The 20,976-nt window shown below is 60.9% G+C and carries 20 protein-coding genes; 14 read left to right on the top strand and 6 right to left on the bottom strand.

Going from position 1 to position 20,976, the window contains the following annotated elements:
• Positions 1-88: 88 nt before the first annotated feature.
• Positions 89-511 (top strand): DUF3617 domain-containing protein, encoded by a 423-nt coding sequence (locus tag KUV46_02620; protein QYJ01297.1) that lies wholly within the window; start codon positions 89-91, stop codon positions 509-511.
• A gap of 33 nt (positions 512-544) precedes the next feature.
• On the opposite strand, the gene KUV46_02615 is transcribed toward KUV46_02620, so the two are convergent.
• The 4 genes from KUV46_02615 to KUV46_02600 all read right to left on the bottom strand — a co-directional run bounded on the left by KUV46_02615 (position 545) and on the right by KUV46_02600 (position 4,070).
• Positions 545-1,465, bottom strand: a complete 921-nt coding sequence (locus KUV46_02615; protein ID QYJ01296.1) for a DMT family transporter — start codon at positions 1,463-1,465, stop codon at positions 545-547.
• 55 nt (positions 1,466-1,520) lie between these two features.
• On the bottom strand, positions 1,521-2,531 hold the full coding sequence (locus tag KUV46_02610; protein ID QYJ01295.1) for an LLM class flavin-dependent oxidoreductase: 1,011 nt from the start codon (positions 2,529-2,531) through the stop codon (positions 1,521-1,523).
• A gap of 69 nt (positions 2,532-2,600) precedes the next feature.
• Positions 2,601-3,377, bottom strand: coding sequence for a GGDEF domain-containing protein (locus KUV46_02605; protein ID QYJ01294.1), 777 nt, complete (start codon positions 3,375-3,377; stop codon positions 2,601-2,603).
• A 93-nt stretch (positions 3,378-3,470) separates the two neighbouring features.
• A complete protein-coding gene (locus KUV46_02600; GenBank protein QYJ01293.1) occupies positions 3,471-4,070 on the bottom strand; it encodes an SEL1-like repeat protein in 600 nt (199 codons plus the stop codon).
• A gap of 177 nt (positions 4,071-4,247) precedes the next feature.
• On the opposite strand from KUV46_02600, the gene KUV46_02595 reads away from it, so the two are divergent.
• From KUV46_02595 to KUV46_02550, 10 genes are all read left to right on the top strand, one after another.
• Positions 4,248-5,069: a methyltransferase domain-containing protein gene (locus KUV46_02595; GenBank protein QYJ01292.1), complete on the top strand. Its 822-nt coding sequence runs from the start codon at positions 4,248-4,250 to the stop codon at positions 5,067-5,069.
• A gap of 65 nt (positions 5,070-5,134) precedes the next feature.
• A complete protein-coding gene (locus tag KUV46_02590; protein ID QYJ01291.1) occupies positions 5,135-5,878 on the top strand; it encodes a VTT domain-containing protein in 744 nt (247 codons plus the stop codon).
• A gap of 160 nt (positions 5,879-6,038) precedes the next feature.
• A complete protein-coding gene (locus KUV46_02585; protein QYJ01290.1) occupies positions 6,039-7,574 on the top strand; it encodes a 2-isopropylmalate synthase in 1,536 nt (511 codons plus the stop codon).
• Between the two features lie 80 nt (positions 7,575-7,654).
• Positions 7,655-8,017 (top strand): hypothetical protein, encoded by a 363-nt coding sequence (locus KUV46_02580; protein ID QYJ01289.1) that lies wholly within the window; start codon positions 7,655-7,657, stop codon positions 8,015-8,017.
• A gap of 259 nt (positions 8,018-8,276) precedes the next feature.
• On the top strand, positions 8,277-9,317 hold the full coding sequence (locus tag KUV46_02575; GenBank protein QYJ01288.1) for a rod shape-determining protein: 1,041 nt from the start codon (positions 8,277-8,279) through the stop codon (positions 9,315-9,317).
• A gap of 109 nt (positions 9,318-9,426) precedes the next feature.
• Positions 9,427-10,356 (top strand): rod shape-determining protein MreC, encoded by a 930-nt coding sequence (locus KUV46_02570; GenBank protein ID QYJ01287.1) that lies wholly within the window; start codon positions 9,427-9,429, stop codon positions 10,354-10,356.
• A gap of 2 nt (positions 10,357-10,358) precedes the next feature.
• Complete coding sequence (locus KUV46_02565) at positions 10,359-10,919, top strand: hypothetical protein (protein ID QYJ01286.1); 561 nt, start codon at positions 10,359-10,361, stop codon at positions 10,917-10,919.
• Positions 10,916-12,835, top strand: coding sequence for a penicillin-binding protein 2 (gene mrdA, locus KUV46_02560; protein QYJ01285.1), 1,920 nt, complete (start codon positions 10,916-10,918; stop codon positions 12,833-12,835). Before KUV46_02565 ends, mrdA begins: the two co-directional genes overlap by 4 nt.
• A complete protein-coding gene (gene rodA / locus KUV46_02555) occupies positions 12,835-14,007 on the top strand; it encodes a rod shape-determining protein RodA (protein ID QYJ01284.1) in 1,173 nt (390 codons plus the stop codon). The genes mrdA and rodA overlap by 1 nt, the downstream gene beginning before the upstream one ends.
• An 81-nt stretch (positions 14,008-14,088) precedes the next feature.
• Positions 14,089-15,576 carry a sodium-dependent transporter gene (locus KUV46_02550; GenBank protein ID QYJ01283.1) on the top strand — a complete coding sequence of 496 codons (1,488 nt, stop codon included), beginning with the start codon at positions 14,089-14,091 and terminating at the stop codon, positions 15,574-15,576.
• A gap of 89 nt (positions 15,577-15,665) precedes the next feature.
• Here KUV46_02550 and pip read toward each other — a convergent pair whose 3' ends face one another.
• A complete protein-coding gene (pip, locus tag KUV46_02545; protein ID QYJ01282.1) occupies positions 15,666-16,622 on the bottom strand; it encodes a prolyl aminopeptidase in 957 nt (318 codons plus the stop codon).
• A gap of 129 nt (positions 16,623-16,751) precedes the next feature.
• Here pip and KUV46_02540 point away from each other — a divergent pair, with 129 nt between their 5' ends.
• On the top strand, positions 16,752-17,369 hold the full coding sequence (locus KUV46_02540) for a hypothetical protein (GenBank protein QYJ01281.1): 618 nt from the start codon (positions 16,752-16,754) through the stop codon (positions 17,367-17,369).
• Between the two features lie 15 nt (positions 17,370-17,384).
• Here KUV46_02540 and KUV46_02535 read toward each other — a convergent pair whose 3' ends face one another.
• Positions 17,385-19,046: a DUF262 domain-containing HNH endonuclease family protein gene (locus KUV46_02535; GenBank protein ID QYJ01280.1), complete on the bottom strand. Its 1,662-nt coding sequence runs from the start codon at positions 19,044-19,046 to the stop codon at positions 17,385-17,387.
• A gap of 119 nt (positions 19,047-19,165) precedes the next feature.
• On the opposite strand from KUV46_02535, the gene KUV46_02530 reads away from it, so the two are divergent.
• Positions 19,166-20,020 (top strand): fumarylacetoacetate hydrolase family protein, encoded by an 855-nt coding sequence (locus tag KUV46_02530; protein QYJ01279.1) that lies wholly within the window; start codon positions 19,166-19,168, stop codon positions 20,018-20,020.
• A gap of 6 nt (positions 20,021-20,026) precedes the next feature.
• Positions 20,027-20,800: a hypothetical protein gene (locus tag KUV46_02525; protein ID QYJ01278.1), complete on the top strand. Its 774-nt coding sequence runs from the start codon at positions 20,027-20,029 to the stop codon at positions 20,798-20,800.
• Positions 20,801-20,976 lie beyond the last annotated feature (176 nt).

Below are 20,976 nucleotides of genomic sequence, written 5' to 3'. Positions count from 1 at the left end.
ACACCAGATTAAATCACTTTATCTTGCCGCCCGTCGCGGGCAGGCGCATCTTCAGCGCGTAGAAAACCGACGCTGCTGAGAGGCTTCCATGACCCTTCGTATGTCCCTCCTGGCGCTTGCCTCTATTGCTGCTGCGGCGACGGCCCCGGCCTATGCCCAGTCCAACGTGGCTGAGGGTCTTTGGTCCTATCAGGCGCGCTACATGATCGGCCCCATCCCGGCAGGCGACCGCGGCCAGTATTGTGTTGGTCCGGACATGTCGCAAAGCTCCTTCGACCAGCTCTTCAACGACATCAATTCACGCTGCCGCATTACCGACAGCGAGCTGACGCCCGGTGGCTATGATTTCACGCTGCAATGCGCCGGTGGTCCTGATGGAGAGCTGGAAGGCCGTCTTCAGGTTGGCGCCGACACGGCCGTGCTCAACGCAACTGGCTGGACCGGTACAGCGAGCGAGAACGTGCCCGTCATGCTGACCGCAACGGCAGAGCGCGTGTCTTCAAGCTGCTAGCACGGGTGCAAGGAGGGGCGACACCGAAGCCGACTATTCGGGCAGGTCGCTTGCGGGCATCCTTGCGCCGCGCCGTGTCCGGAAGCGGCTTTCAAAGGCGACCAGAAGACAGCTTCCGATGATGATGACTGCGCCGATCCAGAGCGCCGGGCCCGGCCATTCATCGAAGAAGAAAAGCCCGAGCAGGGCGCTCCACACCAGTGCGGTATACTCCAATGGCGCCAGCACCTGCGCTTCGGCCTGCGCATAGGCCAGCGTCATCAGGTACCAGACCGAATAGCCAAGCAGCCCCAGCAGCAGGAAGAAGGGGATGTAGGAAAGTGATGGCCAGCCAAACAGGCCAAGCGTGACCGGCAGGAGCGCGATGGCCGGCACGATATTGGTGAAGAGGGCGATCGTCGTCGCGTCTTCATGGCGCGCCCGCATCCGCAGGAAGACCAGGACGAAGGCGTAACCGATGGTGGAGCTGAACAACGCAACATAGCCAAGCGTGCGTTCCCCGGGGGCTGTGCTCCCTTCCGGATTGGAGCCGAATACGGCGAGCGCCACACCCCCAAATCCGATCAGGGCAGCAAGTACGGCAACGCCGCTCAGCCTTTCACCAATCACCAGGCGGGCCACAGGCGCAACCATTAGTGCTGCGGTAAAGCCAAGCGCGGTGGCTTCGGCAAGGCGCAGCTGCGTTAGCGCATAGAAGAAGGTGAAGGCGCAGAAGAGCTGGAGCAGCCCTCGCATGGTGTGAAACCGTATCGCTTCATTGGAGGGGCGTGGGCGCTTCTTGGCGAGGAAGACCGCGCCGGCAATGACCCCGCCGAAAAGAAACCGCCAGGCGAGCAGATGGTGCAGGCCTGCGCCGGGTGCGACGCCTTTTACAAGCGCGTCGATGACTGCGCCCATCGCAATCGCGAAGGCGGCAATCAGCACCGGCATGGCAAGGAGGCGGGATCTAAGCATGGGCGCGCGGTCTAACGCGCCAGTGCATCTCCCGCCAGTAAATCTTTAGCGAACCCTACTCGGCTGCTTTCGATGCGCTGAGGCTTTCGCGGACTTCGGCAGCGATTTCATATGAGCGAAGCCGCGCCTTCTCGTCGAATATATGGGCCGACAGGATCAGCTCGTCAGCTCCGGTATCGGCGAGGAACGTTTCGACCTTCTCACTGACGGTTCTTGGTGAGCCAATGGCTGTGCAGGCGAGGGTCGACTCCAGCATAGTACGTTCGTGCGGCTGGATTTCCGCATCGAAGGACGGGTCAGGCGGGGCGAGGCGTGTCGGTGTGCCCCGGCGCAGATTGACGAATGTCCGGCGCAGCGACGAGGCGAGCCGGTCGGCCTCATCGTCGCTATCGGCTGCAATCATATTGTAGCCCAGCATCACATAAGGCTTCTTAAGCTGCTCTGACGGCTGGAACGTCTCGCGGTAGATCGAGATCGCCTGCTTCATCTGCTGCGGGGCAAAGTGAGAGGCGAACGCATAGGGCAGGCCGAGATAGGCCGCCAGCTGCGCGCCAAATGTCGACGAACCGAGGATCCAGAGCGGGATATTGGTATTGCCGCCGGGCACGGCCTGCACGCGCTGACCCGGCTGGACCGGGCCGAGGAAAGCCTGCAGCTCCATGACCTCCTTGGGAAAGCGATCTTCGCCGCCAACCATGGTGCGGCGCAGGGCCTGTGAAACGAGCTGGTCGCCGCCCGGTGCGCGGCCAAGGCCGAGATCGATGCGGCCGGGATAGATGGCTTCCAGCGTCCCGAACTGTTCGGCGACCATGATCGGCGCGTGGTTCGGCAACATGATGCCACCAGCACCGAGGCGGATATTCTGTGTGTCCTGCCCTGCATGGGCAATCATCACGGCCGTTGCGGCGCTCGCAATGCCGGGCATGTTGTGGTGTTCGGCCAGCCAGTAGCGATTGTAGCCGAGCCGGTCGGCATGCGTGGCAAGGCGCCGGGCACGGGCGAGCGCATCCTGCGGATTGCTGCCCTCAACGATCGGGGCGAGGTCGAGAACGGAAAATGGTATCATCACGGGCTCAATGTATGAGCCGCGATGTGGGTTCACAATAGGTTGGAGGTCGCAAGCAGGCTGCCCGCGCTAGGCGGCGCTGCGGATCCTTGGTTCGCTGCGCACGCAGTTCCGCCCGCCATTCTTGGCCTCATAAAGGAAGCCATCAGCCTTCTCGATGGAGGCCTGGAGGCCGTCTTCCGGGCGGAGTTTTGCAAGGCCGAAGCTCGCCGACACGCGCGTGGTCTTGCCGTTGAAGGTGAGGTCGGAGCCTGCAATGCGCTTGCGAAGACGTTCGCAAACGCTCTCCGCTTGCTCCTGTGTGACATCGCTCAACAGGATAATGAACTCTTCACCGCCCCAGCGCCCGAGCCGGTCAAACGGGCCGCGCAATGCAGCGTGGCTGAGATTGGCGACGGCCACGAGGACACGGTCTCCAAAAGCATGACCATGCGTGTCGTTGACGCCCTTGAAGTGGTCTAGGTCGAAGAGGGCGACGTAGACGCTGTTCTTGGTACGCTCCATACGGGCGAGTTCTTCTTCGGCCAGCGTCTTGAAGGACCGGCGATTGAGAAGGCCGGTCAGAGGGTCCGTGGACGCCATGGCTTCCAGTGTCATCTGGTAGCGATCGACCCGGTACTGGTTCTGGGCAGCAAGGCCTGCCATCGGGCTCGCAACGCAGGCGGCAATGACGATCGTCATTATCATGAAGTCGGAATCGCCCGCCGGGACGCCAAAGAACTTGATCACCAGGACAGCGAACAGGACCGAAAGCGACAGGGCGGCGGCGATCACGAACCCGAAGAAAATCAGGGCTCGTGAAACGGCGCCATTATCGGCTTCAAGGAGGCGATAGCCTTGCGTCATGCGCCGTACTTACCAACCGAAAGCAAATATTGGCGTAATCGCAGGTTTTAAATTTTATCTATCTCCAGATAGTCGCGATTTACGCTCGCCCCCCTAGAGGCCGCGCCGATCAGGAAAGCCATAACCCCGCGCGCGCTCACACGACCAGGTGTCGCCAATTTCACAGGCGCGCTGGATATAATCCTTGCCTTCTTCGCGCTGCATGATGCCGCCCTGACCGCGATAGAGCATGGAGCCATAGCCCCCGCAGCCGGTCTGGTCGCCAAGATCGCAGGCGCGCTTGTAGAGGCGGCGTGCATATTCGAGGTCTTCATTTCCATCATTGCCGGTGAAGCTGACATGCGCCTGCTCAAGGCAGCTATCTGCATCGCGGCCATCGAAGCAGGACGTATCGTAAAGCTCGCGTGCGCGTTCATAGTCCTGCTCGACGCCGAGGCCGCGGCGGTAGATGTTCCCGGCCTTGCGACAATTACGGGACCAGACTTCACGTTGCTGGCTCTTGTCTTCGCAGGCTGCAGAATAACGCTCCAACGCATCATCATACCAACCCTGTTGCATGGCGCGGTCGGCGTAGAGCTCGTCCGCATCCGGCTTGGCGATGCGCTCCGGTCCAAATTGCGCAGATGCCGTCGGCGCAAAAGCGAATGCAGAGACGCTGACCAGTCCGGCGAGTAGCAGGCTTGTGGCTTTCATCTTTCGGGACCTCACTGAAGGTTTGTAATCCTGTAACGTTTATACAACACGTCAGGAATGTGGCGGTTTCCTGTCAGTCACTGCAAGTGGGGAAGTTTCGCTTTTCCATTGTCTGCGACTGGCGAAGCGCTTATCCCACTCGTCACGATGCATCGCCTTTCGAAGGAGGATTTGAGCATGATCAAGCGTCTGACAGGACTGAGCGCGCTTCTTTTGGCAAGCGCCTGTGCCACGCAAAGCGGCGATGATCTGCCACCGGCCGAAGCGCCCCTTCCGCCGATGATGTCATCGCCAAGTGTCGATGCAGCGCGCCTTCAAAGTGCGATTGCAAGCAGCGAACGGCCTGAAACCGATGTCGAGCGCGATGAGCTGCGCCGCCCTGCCGGTGTGATCGAGTTTACGGGCCTTCAACCGGATGAAACTGTCCTCGAGCTTGAAGCAGGTGGCGGCTACTTCACCGAGATCCTGTCGCGCTATCTCAACGATGATGCGACCCTCTACATGCAGAACCCGGCGGCCTTTGATGGCTTCCTTGGGGATGCTGCCGAGATCCGGATGGATGGGCTGGATAATGTCGAATATCTGCGCGCCGACTTTGACAGCTTCCCGCTGGAAGATGAGAGCGTCGACGTTGTGACCTGGTTCCAGGGGCCGCATGAGCTCTGGTACACGCCAGAGAATGGAGAGCCGCTCGTCGCCAATCCCGATGACTCCTTCCCTGAAATCTTCCGCGTCCTGAAGCCGGGCGGCAGCTTTGTTGTTCTTGATCACACAGCCCCTGAAGGCGCTCCGGCGACCATTGGTGGTGAGACCCACCGTATCGATCCGCAGATCGTGCGGGACCTTGGCCGCGAAGCCGGCTTCGTTCTGGTTGCCGAGAGTGACCTGCTCGACAATCCTGGCGACGACCTGAATGCGAATGTCTTCGACGAGTCCGTTCGTGGTCGTACCGACCAGTTCCTCATGAAGTTCGAAAAGCCGATGAGCGCGCCGCAATAAGGCTGCAGGGCGTTCTGTGAGGATCGCTTGACCGCAGCCAGCCGCTGGAGGACAGGGAGGCGGTTATGACGACCCCGACCGACCGTATTCCCGCTGCGCGTTCGCGCAAGGCACTCTGGCTGGGCCTGGGGTTGGGCGCTGCCGTCATAACGCTTTTCCTGCTCGGCAAGACAGGCGTGCTCGGCTCGCTTGAGGCCTTCATCGCGCAGATGCAGGAAATGGCCGATACGCCATGGGCGCTCCCGGCGGTCATTGCGCTCTTCACGGGGGCGGCCTTTGTCGGACTGCCGCAGTTCGGATTGATCGGGGCGGCTGTGGTCGCCTTCGGTCCGGTGAACGGCGCGCTTTATTCATGGGTTGCGACCATGGTGTCCGGGACAGTAACGTTCTGGCTGGGCCGCTTCAGCGGTGAGGCGGCGGTGGCGCGCTTCTCCGGGCGCCGCGCGGCCCGGTTTGCCGAGTTCGTCAGCCGGAACGCGTTTGCGGCCAGCATGATCGTACGTAACGTACCGACAGGCCCCTTCCTGATCGTCAATATGGCCTTCGGTGCACTGCGCGCGAACTATCTCGCCTTTCTCGGCGGTATGGCGATCGGATCGCTTCCCAAGATCCTTCTGGTGACCTTTGCGGGCCAGAGCCTGATGTCAGCGATCACCGGCTCACCCCTCATTGCAGCCGCGCTCGCAGTGCTGGCCGCGCTGATATTTGGTGGCCTCTGGCTCTATGTCCGGCACCGTCAGAGATCGGGCAAGATCATTTCCCCGATGTCCATAAGGCCGGTTGACAGGGCAAGCGAAAAGCCGGAATAGGTCACTCATGCGCAAGAATTTGCCTCTTGAGGGACTAACGGACCTGCTACTTAGCAGCCCCTGGCTGGTGGTCGCTGGACGCTGATGGTCCGGCGCCTGGTCAGGGGATCGACTTAAACGCCCTTTCGCTGACATCTCAAAAGACCCCGCAGGCCCGTCCATGACTACCGAAAAAGACCGCATCCTGATCTTCGACACGACCATGCGCGACGGCGAGCAGTCGCCAGGCGCGTCCATGACGCATAATGAAAAGCTGGACCTTGCCGACCTCCTCGAAACGATGGGCGTCGACATTATTGAGGCGGGCTTTCCAGCCTCGTCGCAGGGTGATTTCGAAGCCGTGCGGGACATTGCCCGCCGGTCGAAGTCTTCGGTGATCACCGGACTGTCGCGTTCAAAGCTGGAAGATATCGACCGCTGCGGTGAGGCTGTGCGACACGCGGCCCGCCCGCGCATCCATACGTTCATTTCCACCAGCCCCGTGCACATGAAGCACAAGCTCCAGATGGGGCCGAATGCGGTGCTGGAGGCGGTTGGGCGCTCGGTCGCTCACGCCCGGAACCTGGTCGAAGACGTTGAGTGGTCCGCAGAGGACGCGACCCGGACAGAGTTCGACTTTCTCTGCAAGTGCATCGACGCCGCCATTGCCTCCGGTGCAACGACGATCAATGTGCCAGATACCGTAGGCTACACCCACCCCGACGAATATGGCGGCCTGATCAGGGCTCTGCGGGAAACCATCCCGAACGCGGACAAAGTGATCTGGTCGACGCACTGCCATAATGATCTCGGCCTCGCTGTCGCGAACTCCATTGCCGGGGTGCAGAACGGCGCGCGCCAGATTGAATGCACGATCAACGGCCTTGGCGAACGCGCAGGCAATGCGGCGCTCGAAGAGATCGTCATGGCGTTCAAGGTGCGCGGTGACACGCTGCCGTTCGAAACGGGCATCGACACGACAAGGCTGGCGCGCGCCAGCCAGATGGTGAGCCGGATCACGGGTTTTCCGGTCCAGTATAATAAAGCGATCGTCGGCAAGAACGCCTTCGCCCATGAAAGCGGCATCCACCAGGATGGCATGCTGAAGAATACCGAGACCTATGAGATCATGAAGCCTGAGGATGTTGGCGTGTCCAAATCCTCACTGGTGATGGGCAAACTGTCCGGCCGCAACGCCTTCCGGGACAAGCTCGCCTCGCTCGGCTATGAACTCGACCCTGATTCCTTGAACGAGGCGTTTCGCCGTTTCAAGGATCTCGCAGACCGCAAGAAGCACGTCTTCGACGATGACATTCTGGCTCTGGTCGATGATCAGTTGTCGGCGATGGGTGAACGGGTCGGGTTCGATAGTCTCCGCGTCATTGCCGGCTCCGTCGGGCCGCAGCAGGCGGATCTGTCGCTCCGTGTCGATGGAGAGCTTCTGGAAGCGAGCTGCACCGGCAACGGCCCCGTCGACGCCGTCTTCAACGCCATTCGCAAGATCGTGAACCATGAGGCCAAGCTGGACCTCTATCAGGTGCACGCTGTTACCGGCGGCACGGATGCCCAGGCTGAAGTCAGCGTCCGGCTGAACGGCGAGGGCATCATGGCTGTCGGGCGCGCGTCGGACCCGGATACGCTGGTGGCGAGCGCAAAAGCCTATATCCACGCCCTCAACAAGCTGGAAGCAAGGCGGCTCAAGCGGCTGGCCGCCTGAGAGCTGCGGTTCGCAGGAACGCAAACTTCGCGGGGGTCGTTGGTCGTGTTCATTGAACACGCCAACCGGACGACTACCCCATGAACAGAACTTTCGTGCCCAGTTTTCTTGCCGCTTCAATCATGCTTGCTGCCTGTCAGACATCGCAAGGTGACACTGTGCCGAAAGATCCCCTTGCCGCTGCAGACGCCCGTGTGGAGGCGCAGGAGAAAAACGTCGCGCGTCTCGTGCGTACGCTGGAAAAGGAGCGCGAGGACGTTCAGGACGCCCGAAAGCGTGTACGCCGCGCGGAAAGCGATCTTGAAAAAGCCGAACGCAATCAGCGAAAGGCCGAAGCAGAACTAGCCGATGCACGCCGAAAGCTGTCGCGTGCGCGCCGCAACGCCTTGGCGGTAGATCAGTCGCGCGCAGCCGATCCACTGAATGACAATTCTACGCGGTGAGCGTCGCTGCAGAAGGTAGCGGGTAAACCCATAAAGTACGGATCGTACATTTTTGAGCTTGTGATCGATCTGTAGCTTATGGGGCCGTACAGACCTATTTTGTCGAAACTTTAATAGAGTACGTCGCGTACCGATCTCGGGCAGCCTCTCACTTGCTTTCCGCAGAATAAGGCTGCATGGGGATTATGGGCTGGCAAAGAAAATTCCGCACGACTGCAGCTAATTTGGTCGTGCCTACAGTAAAGAAGCGACCTTACTCATGATCGGTAGCCTTCTCGGCATGCTCTCCACAGATATGGCGATTGACCTCGGGACAGCGAACACGCTCGTCTATGTAAAGGGTCAGGGGATCAAGCTCGATGAGCCATCCGTCGTCGCCTACATGAACCAGGGCGGCCGCAAGGTCGTGTACGCGGTTGGCAACCAGGCCAAGCAGATGCTCGGCAAGACCCCGCTCAACATGGAAGCCATCCGCCCGATGCGCGATGGCGTGATCGCTGACTTCGAAGTCGCCGAAGAAATGATCAAGCACTTCATCCGCAAAGTGCATAACCGCCGGGCTTTCGTATCCCCGTTGATCATCATCTGTGTTCCAAGCTCTGCAACGAACGTTGAGCGCCGCGCGATCCACCAGTCCGCTCTTGCGGCGGGTGCGCGCGAAGTCCAGTTGATCGAAGAGCCAATGGCAGCCGCAATTGGCGCCGGTCTTCCAATTGAGGAGCCTGCAGGCTCCATGGTCGTCGACATTGGCGGCGGCACGACAGAGGTCGCCGTCCTCTCGCTGGGCGGTATCGTCTATTCGCGCTCGGTGCGCGTTGGCGGCGACAAGATGGACCACGCCATCATGTCCTATCTGCGCAAGAACCAGCAGATCATGATCGGCGAAATGTCGTCTGAGCGGATCAAGAAAGAAATCGCGTCTGCAAAAGCGCCAGAGAGCGGCGACGGCCTGACCGTCACTGTTCGTGGTCGCGGCACCATCGACGGCGTTCCGAACGAAGTTGAAGTGAACGAGGCCATGATGGCCGAGGCGCTTGCTGACCCGGTAAATGAAATCGTTGACGCGATCCGCCTCGCGCTCGAAGCCATGGCGCCAGAGCTTGCTGCTGACATTGTAGACCGCGGCATCGTGCTGACCGGCGGCGGCGCGCTCCTGCGTAATCTCGACGTGGTGATCCGCGAACAGGCCAAGCTGCCTGTGATGATCGCTGACGACCCACTGAAGTGCGTCGCGCAGGGTTGCGGTTATGTGCTCGAGAATCTGGTGCGCATGCGCAACGTCCTGTCGCCGGAAGTCTAACCGGTCAGGAACGGGCGCGATCACGTCAGCGCCGCTGAAAACCCGGTTGCACGCGGCCGCGCTTCACTTCAGGAATAGCCCTGCCGTGGGGAGGCAATAAGGGACAACCATGGCCCGTCTGCGTGGAAAAAGACTGAAAGCCCGGCCAGTACGCCGATACGCCCTCATTGTGGCGCTCGTTGTGCTGTTTGCTGTGCTTCTGGCCCAGACGTCTCCGCGCCTGCGCGCCTGGATCGATCCGGCACGGACCGTGGCCGCTGACCAGCTTGCAAGTTCAGCCCGCCCCGGCCTCTGGGACCGTATCTCCGGCAAAGCCGCCCGCGACGAACGTATCCGAGAACTTGAAGCAGAAGTGCGCGAACTGACCCGCTATCGCTCGGTGGCAATTTCCATGGCCGCACGCCTAGAAGCCTATGAGGACATGCTGAACGTCATGGGTGAGCCGCCCGTACGCGGTGTCACGGCACGTATCACCTCAGAAACAAACGGGCCTTTCCGGGAGGCGATCCTCGTTAATGCGGGCACGCTCCAGGGGGTAGAGCCCGGCGCCTATGCCGAGAATGAGGGCGGCCTCGTCGGACGCGTCGTCCAGATCGGTGAGCGGTCTTCGCGCGTGTTGCTTGTGGCGGACTTCAACTCACGTGTCCCAGTCATGGGCGAAGCGAGCGGAATGCGCGCCATCCTGTTCGGCGACCGCGATGACCTCGGCACACTGACAGACCTTCCCGAACGCGGCAGCTTCATTCTGGGCGAGCGGGTTCTCACTTCTGGCGAAGGCGGGATCTTCCCGCGCGGCATCGTTGTCGGCGAGGTCGTTGAGCGCGGCGGTACGCTTCGTGTCGAGTTCGGCATGAATAAAGGGCGCGGCGGCTTCGTTCGTCTGATGCCCAGCATGCAGATTCCGCGGCCGGAAGAGTTTCCAGCAGAAGACCTGTCCGAAGAAGGCGAGACGGCTGTTGAAGGCGCGGCGGATGACGCGGGCGCAGAAACGGCTGCATCAGGGGCGCTGCCAGACGCTGGCGCGCCGGGAGGCGGTTGAGAATGGCAAGACGCCGCAAGTCTGAACGTCTCTCTGCCATTGCCGGTATCTGGGCCGAAACTGGCCCGACGAGCCGCTTCCTCATCGGCACGCTCATCGTCGCTGCCATTGGTCTGATCGGCCTCACCCCGAAAACGCTGTTCGATACAGAACTGGTCTGGCCGTATGCCTCTCTGGTCGCCGCCATTGGTTGGGGGCGCAGCGGTCTGGGCTTCCGGCCGATGGTAGTGCTTGTGATCTTTGGACTGGCACAGGACGTCAGCGCCTATGCCCCGCTTGGCTGTTTCGGCTTCATCAATCTGGCCGCCTATGGCGCTAGCTCTCTTATTGCGCGCAGCTTTGACCGGGAGCGCAATCCGCTGATCAGCACGGTCGCGCCGGTCGTGCTCTATGCGGTGTCATTCATACTGGTCTGGCTGTTTGCGAGCTTCTCCGGAAACCACCTTGTTCAGCTCTCTCCACTGGTGAATGTGTTTGTAGTCACGTATATTCTGCATATCCTTACAGCACCCGTCTTTGATCTTGGCCGTAGGGTCGGCCCACTCGCGGGGAGCATGTCATGAGCAGTGAACTCGACTTCGAATCCAGGCTCAACCGGCGCACCATCATCACGGGTGCGGCTGGCGGTGTCATGTTCTCCGGCCTCGTGGCCCGCCTTGTCCAGCTGCAGCTCTTCGAGGGCGAGCGCTATAAGGAAATCGCGAATGAGAACGGCGTAAAGCTCGACCTTGCCCCGCCGGTCCGCGGGGCGATCTATGACCGTTTCGGCGTGCCGCTTGCTTCCCACCGTCAGGCGGGGCGCGTCTCCATCGTTCGCGAGCAGACGGCGGATATGGATGCGACCCTTGCAGAGATTGCGCGCCATATCGACCTGCCGATGGATGAGCGCCAGCGCGTGATCCAGCAGGCCCGCAGCCAGGCCTCATTCCAGTCGACCATCGTCAAGAGTGAGCTCACCTATGAAGAGTTCGCCCGCATGACGCTGCTGGCGGCAGACATGCCCGGCGTCCGCGCTGACATGGCTGCAACGCGCTCCTATCCGCGCGGCCGCGACCTTGCGCACGTGCTGGGTTATGTGGCGAAGGCAAGCTCCGATGACCTGGCGCGGCTGACCGAAAATGCGTCGCCCGAGGAAGCCTCACTTCTGGCACGCCTCTTCCGCCACCCGGATATGCGCACGGGCCGTTCCGGCATTGAGCGGGCGGCCGAAACATGGCTGCGCGGTGAGCCGGGCTTTCGCCGGCTTGAAACCAATGCGGCGGGCCGCGTTATCCGCGAACTGGAGAGCGAGGATCTCGCGCCGACCCCGGGCCGTGATATCGGCCTTACAATTGATGCGGAGCTTCAGCGCGCCGCCATTGATCGCTTTGGTGACGAAAGCGGCGCAGCTGTCGTGCTTGATATCGAGACGGGGGCTATCCTCGCCTTCGTCTCGACCCCAGCCTTCGACCCGAACGACTTCGTGAACGGCATCTCCTATGCAGACTATAACGCGCTGCGTGAGAATGATCGTTCACCGCTTTACCACAAGGCTTATGACGGCACCTATCCGCCGGGCTCTACCTTCAAGATGGTGGTTGCAACGGCCGCGCTGGAAGCGGGTATCAATCCGGATCAGCGTGTTCACTGCAATGGCTATTACCGCTTCGGTAACCGCACCTGGCACTGCTGGAAGCGCGGCGGTCACGGCAATGTCGACATGCACTGGGCCATGAAGGGCAGCTGTGACGTCTACTTCTATGAGATTGCGCGCCGCGTTGGTGTCGAACACCTGGCTGACGTCTCGCGCCGCTTTGGTTTCGGGCAGGTCTGGGACCTTGGCCTGACGGGCGGGCGCGGCGGCACGGTGCCGGACGATGCGTGGAAGCGCGCAGCCCTCGGGGAGCCATGGTATGAAGGCGAAACGCTGAACTATGGCATCGGACAAGGCTACCTCTCCACCTCACCGCTCCAGCTGGCCCTGATGTCTGCGCGCATCGCCGCAAAGGGCAGGCTGATCGAGCCGTACATCATTGGCGAAGGCCCGCGCCCGGACAAACCAATCCCGTATGCAGAGCCGCTCGACCCCGATCACATGCAACGCATGATGGACGGTATGTACGGCGTGACCTCCGAGGCGGGCGGTACGGCCTGGCGCTCAGGCGACCTTGGCCTTGGCGGACCGCGCCTCGCTGGCAAGACAGGTACCGCGCAGGTGCGCCGTATCTCTGAAGCCGAACGCCGCTCTGGCGTTCTCAAGGGTGAGGAGATCGCCCGCCGCCTTCGCGACCACGCGCTGTTCGTCGCCTATGCGCCTGCGGACGATCCGAAATATGCGATCTCCGTCGTGGTCGAGCACGGTGAGGGCGGCTCCAGTACCGCTGCGCCTGTTGCCCGCGATATCCTCGCAACCGCCATCAAGCGCGACTCTCGCGCTGCCGCCCGCTGGCAGCAGACCGCTTCTGCACCGCGCACCGGCAATAGCGGGGGCACACCATAATGGCGCGAGCTGCGCGCGCCTCTGCCATAAGATTTGAAGACCGGACCTTTGCAGGGACGCTGGGCGAACTGCCTTGGGGCCTGGTCCTGATGCTGATCACCGTCGCCTGTATCGGCACCGCAGCGCTCTATTCCTCCACATTCACAAACCCCGAAGAAGCGGGCCTGCCGGCCCGTCATGCGGTTCGTTTCGCTATTTCGCTGGGCATCCTGTTTGTCATCGCGCTCGTGCCGATCGGCATCTGGCTCAGGGCTGCATGGCCCGCCTATTTCGTGACGCTGGCCATGCTCATTGGTGTGGAGCTGTTCGGCCTGACGCGAGGCGGGGCGACGCGGTGGCTGCAGCTCGGCCCGATCGGCGTTCAGCCGTCAGAGTTCATGAAGCTTGCGCTCACCCTCGCGCTTGCGCGCTACTACCATAATAACCTGACCTTCCAGTCGGGCAGGTTCTTCATCCACCTGCCGGCCCTTTTCATTATCATCGTCCCGGCGGCGCTGATCTTCAAACAGCCTGACTTCGGCACGACGCTGGCGCTCATCGCATCTGGCGCCGTCCTCATTTTCCTTGCAGGTCTCTACTATCGTATCATCGCAGCAGTCGTTATCGCAGGCATCGCCAGTGCGTGGCCGATCTACATGTTTGTACTGCAGGACTATCAGCGCGAGCGCGTGAACACATTCCTTGCACAGCTGACAGGTCAGTCCGTCAACGCGCTCGATGATGGCTACCAGATCGAGCAGGCAAAGATCGCTATCGGCTCAGGCGGTTGGCAGGGCAGGGGCTTCATGGAAGGCACGCAGGCCCAGCTCGACTATATTCCCGAACAGCACACCGACTTCATCCTGACCGTCATTGCGGAAGAGTTCGGCTTCCTCGGCGCGACAGGGCTTCTGCTTCTCTGGGCAGCCATTCTCGCCTGGGGGCTGGTGATCGCGGGGCGGTCGACATCCCTCTTTGGCCGCTTTGCGGCTGTTGGCTGCGTCGCGACGGTCGCCTTCTTCATCCTGTTTAATGTCGCCATGGTGCTGGGGCTGGTGCCAGTTGTCGGCGTGCCGCTGCCGCTCGTATCCTATGGTGGCACCGTGATGTTCACGACAATGGCGTGTTTCGGCATCCTCCTTTCCGTGCACCTTGGCCGCGACGAGCGGCTCAGCACGCAGGGGATGATTTGACCTCCATGTGGGCAGGTACGTTGACCTTTGTCCCGCTAAAGCTAGTGTCCGGCAAAATTCTTTTCTCGAGGGGAGCAGATAATGGAAATTGGCCGCAAGACTGAGACATGGGGGTCGAAATTCGGCTTCATCATGGCCGCCGTCGGCTCATCGGTAGGTCTCGGCAATTTCTGGAGGTTTCCGTACACCGCAGGTGAAAATGGGGGCGGTGCCTTCATTATCATCTACCTGCTCTGCGTCGCCTTTGTGGGTCTGCCGCTGCTGATGGCGGAATATTCGATGGGCCGGAAATCCGGCATGTCGGCCATTGAAGGCGTCCAGTCGCTCGCCCGCGCAGAATCAAAATCCCTGAACTGGGGCATAGTCGGCTGGGTCGGTACGATCACCGCCACCTTCATCCTCAGCTTTTATGTCGTTATTTCCGCCTGGCTCATGGCTTTCACGCTGCAGGCGCTTGGCGGCAACTTCACGGGAATGGATGCAGCCAGCTCTGGCGCAAACTTCGACAATACCATTGGCCAGGGCGAACATCCGCTCGTGTCCAAATGGTATATGCTGCTGCTACTCGCCATCTTCCTGATCGCTAATATCGCGGTCGTGGGCCGAGGCGTTAAGGGCGGTATTGAGCGCGCAGCGACCATCCTGATGCCAGCCTTCTTCATCATGCTCGTCGTGGTGGTGGGCTTTGGTCTTGCGACCGGTGATGCGGCCAGCGCGGCAGAATTCCTGCTTACTCCGAAATGGGACCAGGTTGGCTTCAACACCTTCCTCGAAGCGATCGGTCAGGCCTTCTTCTCGATTGGTATCGGCGTCGGCCTCATGATTACTTATGGTGCCTACCTGTCGCGCTCCACAAATATCCCGCGCTCGTCCGGTATCGTTGCGGGCTCGGACACCATGGTCGCGCTGGTCGCGGGTTTCGCTATCTTCCCAGTGGTGTTCGCCGCGGGTCTCGACCCTGCAGGCGGTCCAAGCCTGTTCTTCGTGTCGATGCCAGTTGCCTTTGGCTCCATTCCGGGCGGCGCAATCATCGCAGTGGTGTTCTTTGCGCTCGCTCTTTTTGCGGCGTTCACCTCGTCCATCTCGCTGCTTGAGGTCTCTGTCTCATGGCTTGAAGAGCGTCAGGGCGTGACCCGTCTCGGCGCAGCAATGGGCATGGGCTTCATCCTGTTCGTCGTCGGCGCGGCCTATGTGTTCTCGCTTGAGTATCTCGACTTTGTGGACTTCGTGACCGGCAACATCCTGCTGCCGCTTGGTGGCCTGCTCGCCGTGATCTTCGCAGGCTGGGTCCTTTCACGCGACATGATGACCAGCGAGATCGGCGAAGGCTTCACCATGAACATCTGGCGCTTCCTGATGCGCTGGTTCGTGCCGGCCTTCCTCGGCTTCGTCCTGTTCTTCGGCTTCTTCGACAAGATCCAGCAGCAATATAACGTTCAGCTGCCCGGCTTCATGACCCAGCTGCTCGGCCCGAATAATGAGCTCGCATCCGTAGAGGACGTGGATGTTCAGCCGCCGGCAGAAGAAACCGAAACCGATGCAGGCGCTGGCTCCGAGACGCCGTCCTGATCTGACGCTGCTATCGGCAGCCCGCAGTACATAAAAAAAAGGGCGCTCCTGATCAGGAGCGCCCTTTATCTTTTGGGTGGTCCGCGGCTTTAGCCGAACTTCTTGGCAAAAGCGCGCGTTGCGGTGATCAGCTGGTCCACGATACCGGGGTCGAGGCTGGAGTGGCCTGCATCCGGCACGATGTGGAGCTTGGCGTCAGGCCATGCCTTTGTCAGCTGCCACGCTGTACCGATCGGCGTCACGACATCATAGCGGCCATGGACGATGATGCCCGGCACGCCGCCAAGCTTCTCCCTGGCCTGCTTCAGCAGCCAGCCGTCCTCCGGGAAGAAGCCCTTATTGACGAAGTAGTGGCACTCAATGCGCGCAAACGCGTCTGCGAAGCTGTCTTCTTCGAACTTGGCCGGGCGTGAATCCGGGCCCTTGATCGAAATCGTCTCACCTTCCCAGCAGGCCCAGGCCTTTGCCGCCTCGATACGGGCGCGCCGGTCGCTGCCTGTCAGGCGTTTGTGGAAAGCGTTCAGCAGGTCGCCGCGTTCCTCTTCAGGAATCGGGGCGACATAGCGGTCAAAAGCGTCCGGGAAAATCCGGCTTGCGCCATCCTGGTAGAACCACTGGATCTCTGCCTCGGTGATCAGGAAGATACCGCGCAGGATCAGGCCCAGCACGCGCTCTGTGTGAGTTACCGCATAGGAGAGCGACAGGGTCGAGCCCCAAGAGCCGCCAAACACGACCCACTTGTCGATATCAAGCGCTTCGCGGATGCGCTCCATGTCGCTGACCAGCGCCCAGGTATCATTCTCTTCCAGCTCGGAATGCGGCGTGGACCGGCCACAGCCGCGCTGATCGAACAGGATGATGCGGTAGAGCTTCGGATCGAAGAAACGACGCATTTCAGGGCTGGAGCCGCCGCCCGGGCCACCATGCACACCAATGACCGGGATACCGTCGGGATTGCCCGATTCTTCCCAATAAATTTCGTGCAGGTCTGAAACCCTCAGGCGCCCTGACCTGTTAGTGTCAATAGGTGGGTAAAGTTTGAGCATCTATAAACCTTGTCTGAACGCTTACCGCTGTATGTGAACTAGATTGGCATAAGGGTCTGGACGTCAAAATTCCAACCTGTATGTGTAACCGCAGTAAAAGTATTAAGACCGCACGGGTCGTACCAGTATATGAAACCTCTTCTTTTCTGTCTTGCAACTCTGGCTCTGTCCGGCTGCACCACAGTGTCGATGGTGTCCAAACAGGCAATCGTCGAGACAGAACTGACTGAGCAGCAATCTGAAGTCCGCGAACGTGCGCAGGCCTTTGAAGCCATGGCGGCCGATAAAGGCTGGGTCAGCCAGTCAGGTGGCCTGTCTGGTCTTACGGATATGCTTTTTGGTGCTGATCCCGATGGCGACGCAGCGCCTGCCCGCACGTACGCCGAAACCATTGCAGCCTCAGTCGAAGAGCCTGCTGCCATCTATGCGACTGTAGAGGCGCATGCTTCGAAGGCTGCGCGTAGTCTTGAAGAGCTCGACCTTATCGCGACGGCCCTCCTTGAGTCCGGCGACGTCAAGCGCGCTGACCTTATCAGTTTTGAGAGCGCACTCGTGACAGCCCAGAAATGCTATCGCAGCTTTTCTGAAGCGACAGGCATTGTCGAAGGCGACGCGAGCCGTGCCCGCCGCGAGACAGAAGCGGCCCTTCGCGACCTTGCCAGCGTCATTGATGGCGCGCGTCTCTCAGCAGACCAGATGGCTGCGGCCTATGCTGGCGGTGACGCTGCAGGCGAGACGCTCAGCTAGTTCCGCCGTCCCTGATCAGCCAAGCGGATCAGGAAACCAGACCCCCATCAGAATATCGACAAGCTGCTCTGTGCGCTCACGCACATCATCCGGCGTCCAGGTTTCTCGCCCGCGAAGATCCTCTGTCAGGGCAAAGACCCTGACGCCATCAGCGAAATAGAGCTTCTTCTTTTCGCGGAACTCCAGCCGGTCCGCGATCCTGTTTACGTGGCGCGGCACGATGACAAAGTTGCCTGCCGTTTCGGCGAGTTCCCGCTGCACGGTTGCGCTCGGCCAGATGCGGTTCCAGTGGCTCTCTTCCGGTACGATGCGCGGCAGGACGTGTTCGACGCTCGCATCCTCATCAGATGAAATCTGCTGGCCATTCTCAAGCGCGGCGTTCAGGCGAAGGGCGACAGCCCGTCGCTGCATGAAATTGACGAACCGGCCCGTCAGCCGCTCGCGGATCCGGCGTTTGTCCTCACGTGAGAAATTGAGCGGTCCATTGCGATGGAAGAGCGGTTTGCCGTCGAGGATGGCCTTCGTCAGTCGCGCATACTGCTTGCGGCGGGCATCGCTGTTGGTGACGTACAGCATCATGACAAAGCCGAACCGCTCGAGCAGGCTGAAGAACTCTGCTGCTTCCGCGCCGTTCTCCCGCTCACGGTAGAGATAGGCCAGCGCAGGCACGCGCCAGAGATGGTGGTCCAGCAAGCGCAAATGGTTGATGGGGCTGCGTACCGCCTCGCTATAGGCGCCATAGTCCGGCTCACCGCGCAGGATCGCGTTGTAGGTGCTCACATAGTCCGGCAGGTGCTCGTCCAGGAATGTGCGCGCATCGACCCTGGAGAGAACCGCCTTTGAGAACTCCGCAGTGACCTTGCCCTTGGAGCTTCGCGAATAGAGCTGGCGGATATAGTTCAGCAGATCATCCAGCCCGTTCGCGCCAAGCGTCGATTCATGGTCCAGCCAGCGGCGGGCATGGGCGCTTGCCTCTTCTTCAGTGAAGTCACCGCGCTGCAGGATTTCGGTCTTGATGATGTCGTGCGTATTCGGCGCCTTGCCGCGCGTATTGAGCACGCGAAACACGTCATAGCCGCCGTCCCAGTCGGGCACGACGACGCGTACCAGCATGATCCTGTCGCGGATCGTCTCAAAGAGCTGCCTGCGCTGGCTGGCGGTCAGTTGGGAGAGGTAGCTCTCGATGAGGTCGAGATTTGTCGACATCCGCCCGTGATTGGTCGCCTGTCCCGCCTCCGCGTCCCTCTGCCGGGTCGCGCCCTCAGTCTGCACGGCTTCGCGAAAATAGGGCGTGTCTATGTGGTTCAGCGTCAGGCGCCAGGCATTGTCATCGCCGCGATTGGCGCGGTCGGGATCGCCAATCATCGTATGGGCCAGCGCCTTGTAGTGCGGGTCGGTTTCCAGATCGCGCAGAACGGCGAGGATCATGGAGAGCGTGGTGAGGCGCTGCTGGCCATCGACGACAAGGAAGCTTCGATCATCCATCTCGACCAGGACGATCGCGCCGATGAAGTGGTGTTTGCCCCGGCTTGCCGCGCGCCACAGGTCGCTCAGCAACTCGCCGACTTCGTCGCCTTGCCAGGCATAGCTTCGCTGATAGGGCGGCATCCGGAGCAGCACACCCGGAGCGAGGATAGCCGACAGGCTGCATTCGCGTGCCCTAATTCCGGATTCCATTGCACTCCCGGCAATTCATACTAGACCTGAACGCCATCGATAGAGGCGTATTGACCGGGTAGAAACCTGCTACTGGCGCAATGCACCCGATTTCCATTGAAGGGAGGCAGATAAGCCACATGAGATGGGCAAATTTTAGTCACGAAGGCGACGCCTGGTGCGGACTTGTAGAGGGCGAGAATGTCCTTGCGGCGGCGCGGGGCTGCCTCAGTCAGCACCTCGGCGACCTGCCAGCGCTTGAGAAGGCCGCGCACGCGGGCAAGAAGCTGGCGCTAGCCGATGTGAAGCTTCGCCAGCCCATTATCAGACCGGGCAAGATCCTCGCAATCGGCCTCAACTATGCCGCACACGTCGCCGAAAGCGTCAGCTTCATCTCGAACGACAAGCCGGAAGTGCAGAAGTGGTTCAACAAGCAGTCGACCGCCGCAAATGGGCCTGATGCGCCGATCCATGTGCCGAAAGTCTCCGAACAACTCGACTATGAGGCAGAGCTCGTCCTCGTCATTGGCAAGCATGGCCGCCACGTGGCGAAAGAGAAGGCGTTCGAGATCATTGCAGGCGTCAGTTGCGGCTGTGATTGCTCGGTGCGCGACTGGCAGAAGGCCAGCCCGACCATGATCATGGGCAAGGGCTTTGACACCCACGCGCCATTCGGCCCGCACCTCGTCACGCTGGATGAGTTGGGTGATCTCGGCCCGCTCGCCATTCGTGGCTACGTCAATGATGAGCTGCGTCAGGAAGCAAAGCTCTCCGACATGGTCCACACGATCGAGGAGCAGATTGCGCACCTCACCGCGGCGTTCACGCTGGAGCCGGGCGATGTGATCTTCACCGGCACGCCTGCTGGCGTTGGCGCAGGCCATACGCCGCCGAAATGGCTACAACCGGGCGACAAGGTCCGCGTCGAGATCGAGAAAGTCGGAACGCTGGAAAACCCGGTAATTGCCGAACCTGATACGATGAGGATCGGCTGACCGCCCATGCGCGCTCCTCTTATCCTTTCGGTTTCAGTTTTCCTGCTGACGGCCTGCGATGTTCGCGGCCCTGAACTGCCCGGTCGTACCGATGCGGTCAAAGAGGCCGCCGCGCCGCAGCGCGAGGTGCGCCCTGCTGATTTTGCGATAGAGGCGTGCAGCCGGTCTGCGACCTCCATCTGCCTCTTCGCGCGGGCTGGGGGCAAGCGCCTCCTCTTTGGTGCGCCGGCAGGTGTCGGCAATGAGATTGCAAGCGCAGAACTCGCTCGCCTAGACGGGCTCTTCCTCTATTCGCTCCGCCCCGAAGATATCGAAGGGCTGGACGAGGTGCGCAATCTCAGCTGGCAGGCAGGGCGACCGGGGCCGCTTTCGGTCAGCGGCCCGTCGGGCATCAGCACGGTGATCGACGGGCTGAACCGCGCCTACGAAGTCTCTGACGCGCTTATCTTCGTTGAGGACGGCGCCCCCGCGGGTGGCTTCGATGCCGCTTTGCTGGAGGCAGGCCACGAGGTGATGGAGGACACCGTCGTCTTCTATACCGGCGACCTCAAGGTCGAGGCGAGCGTCGGCATGAATGACCGCCTCAGCTACCGCGTCGATTACCGCGATGTGGATGAGAACTGGCACACGCTGGTGATCCAGCCCTGCGGCGCCCCTGATATCGCCCGAAATGACATCACCGTGGACGTCTCGCGTGTCGACATTGCCTGCATTGATGGTCAGTTCGGTGAGGCCTGGCCCTTCACGGGCACTCAGTTCCTGCACATGGATGGTAGCTAGAAAAGCAACGGGGTCCTGCTGGTGCAGGACCCCGGTCTCCCCCGAGACGCCCCCGTCCGGCCAAATTGGCCGCGGACATTCAGGCTACGGTTCACAAGTTTTAACTAAATAGAATTTGCGCCGGTCGAAAGCGAAATGTGTGGCACGCGCTGTCAATTATGAAAGCTGTGTCATGT

Source organism: Thalassovita mediterranea (genome assembly GCA_019448215.1).
Lineage (GTDB): Bacteria > Pseudomonadota > Alphaproteobacteria > Caulobacterales > Hyphomonadaceae > Henriciella.
This window is presented reverse-complemented; position numbering and strand designations above follow the sequence as displayed.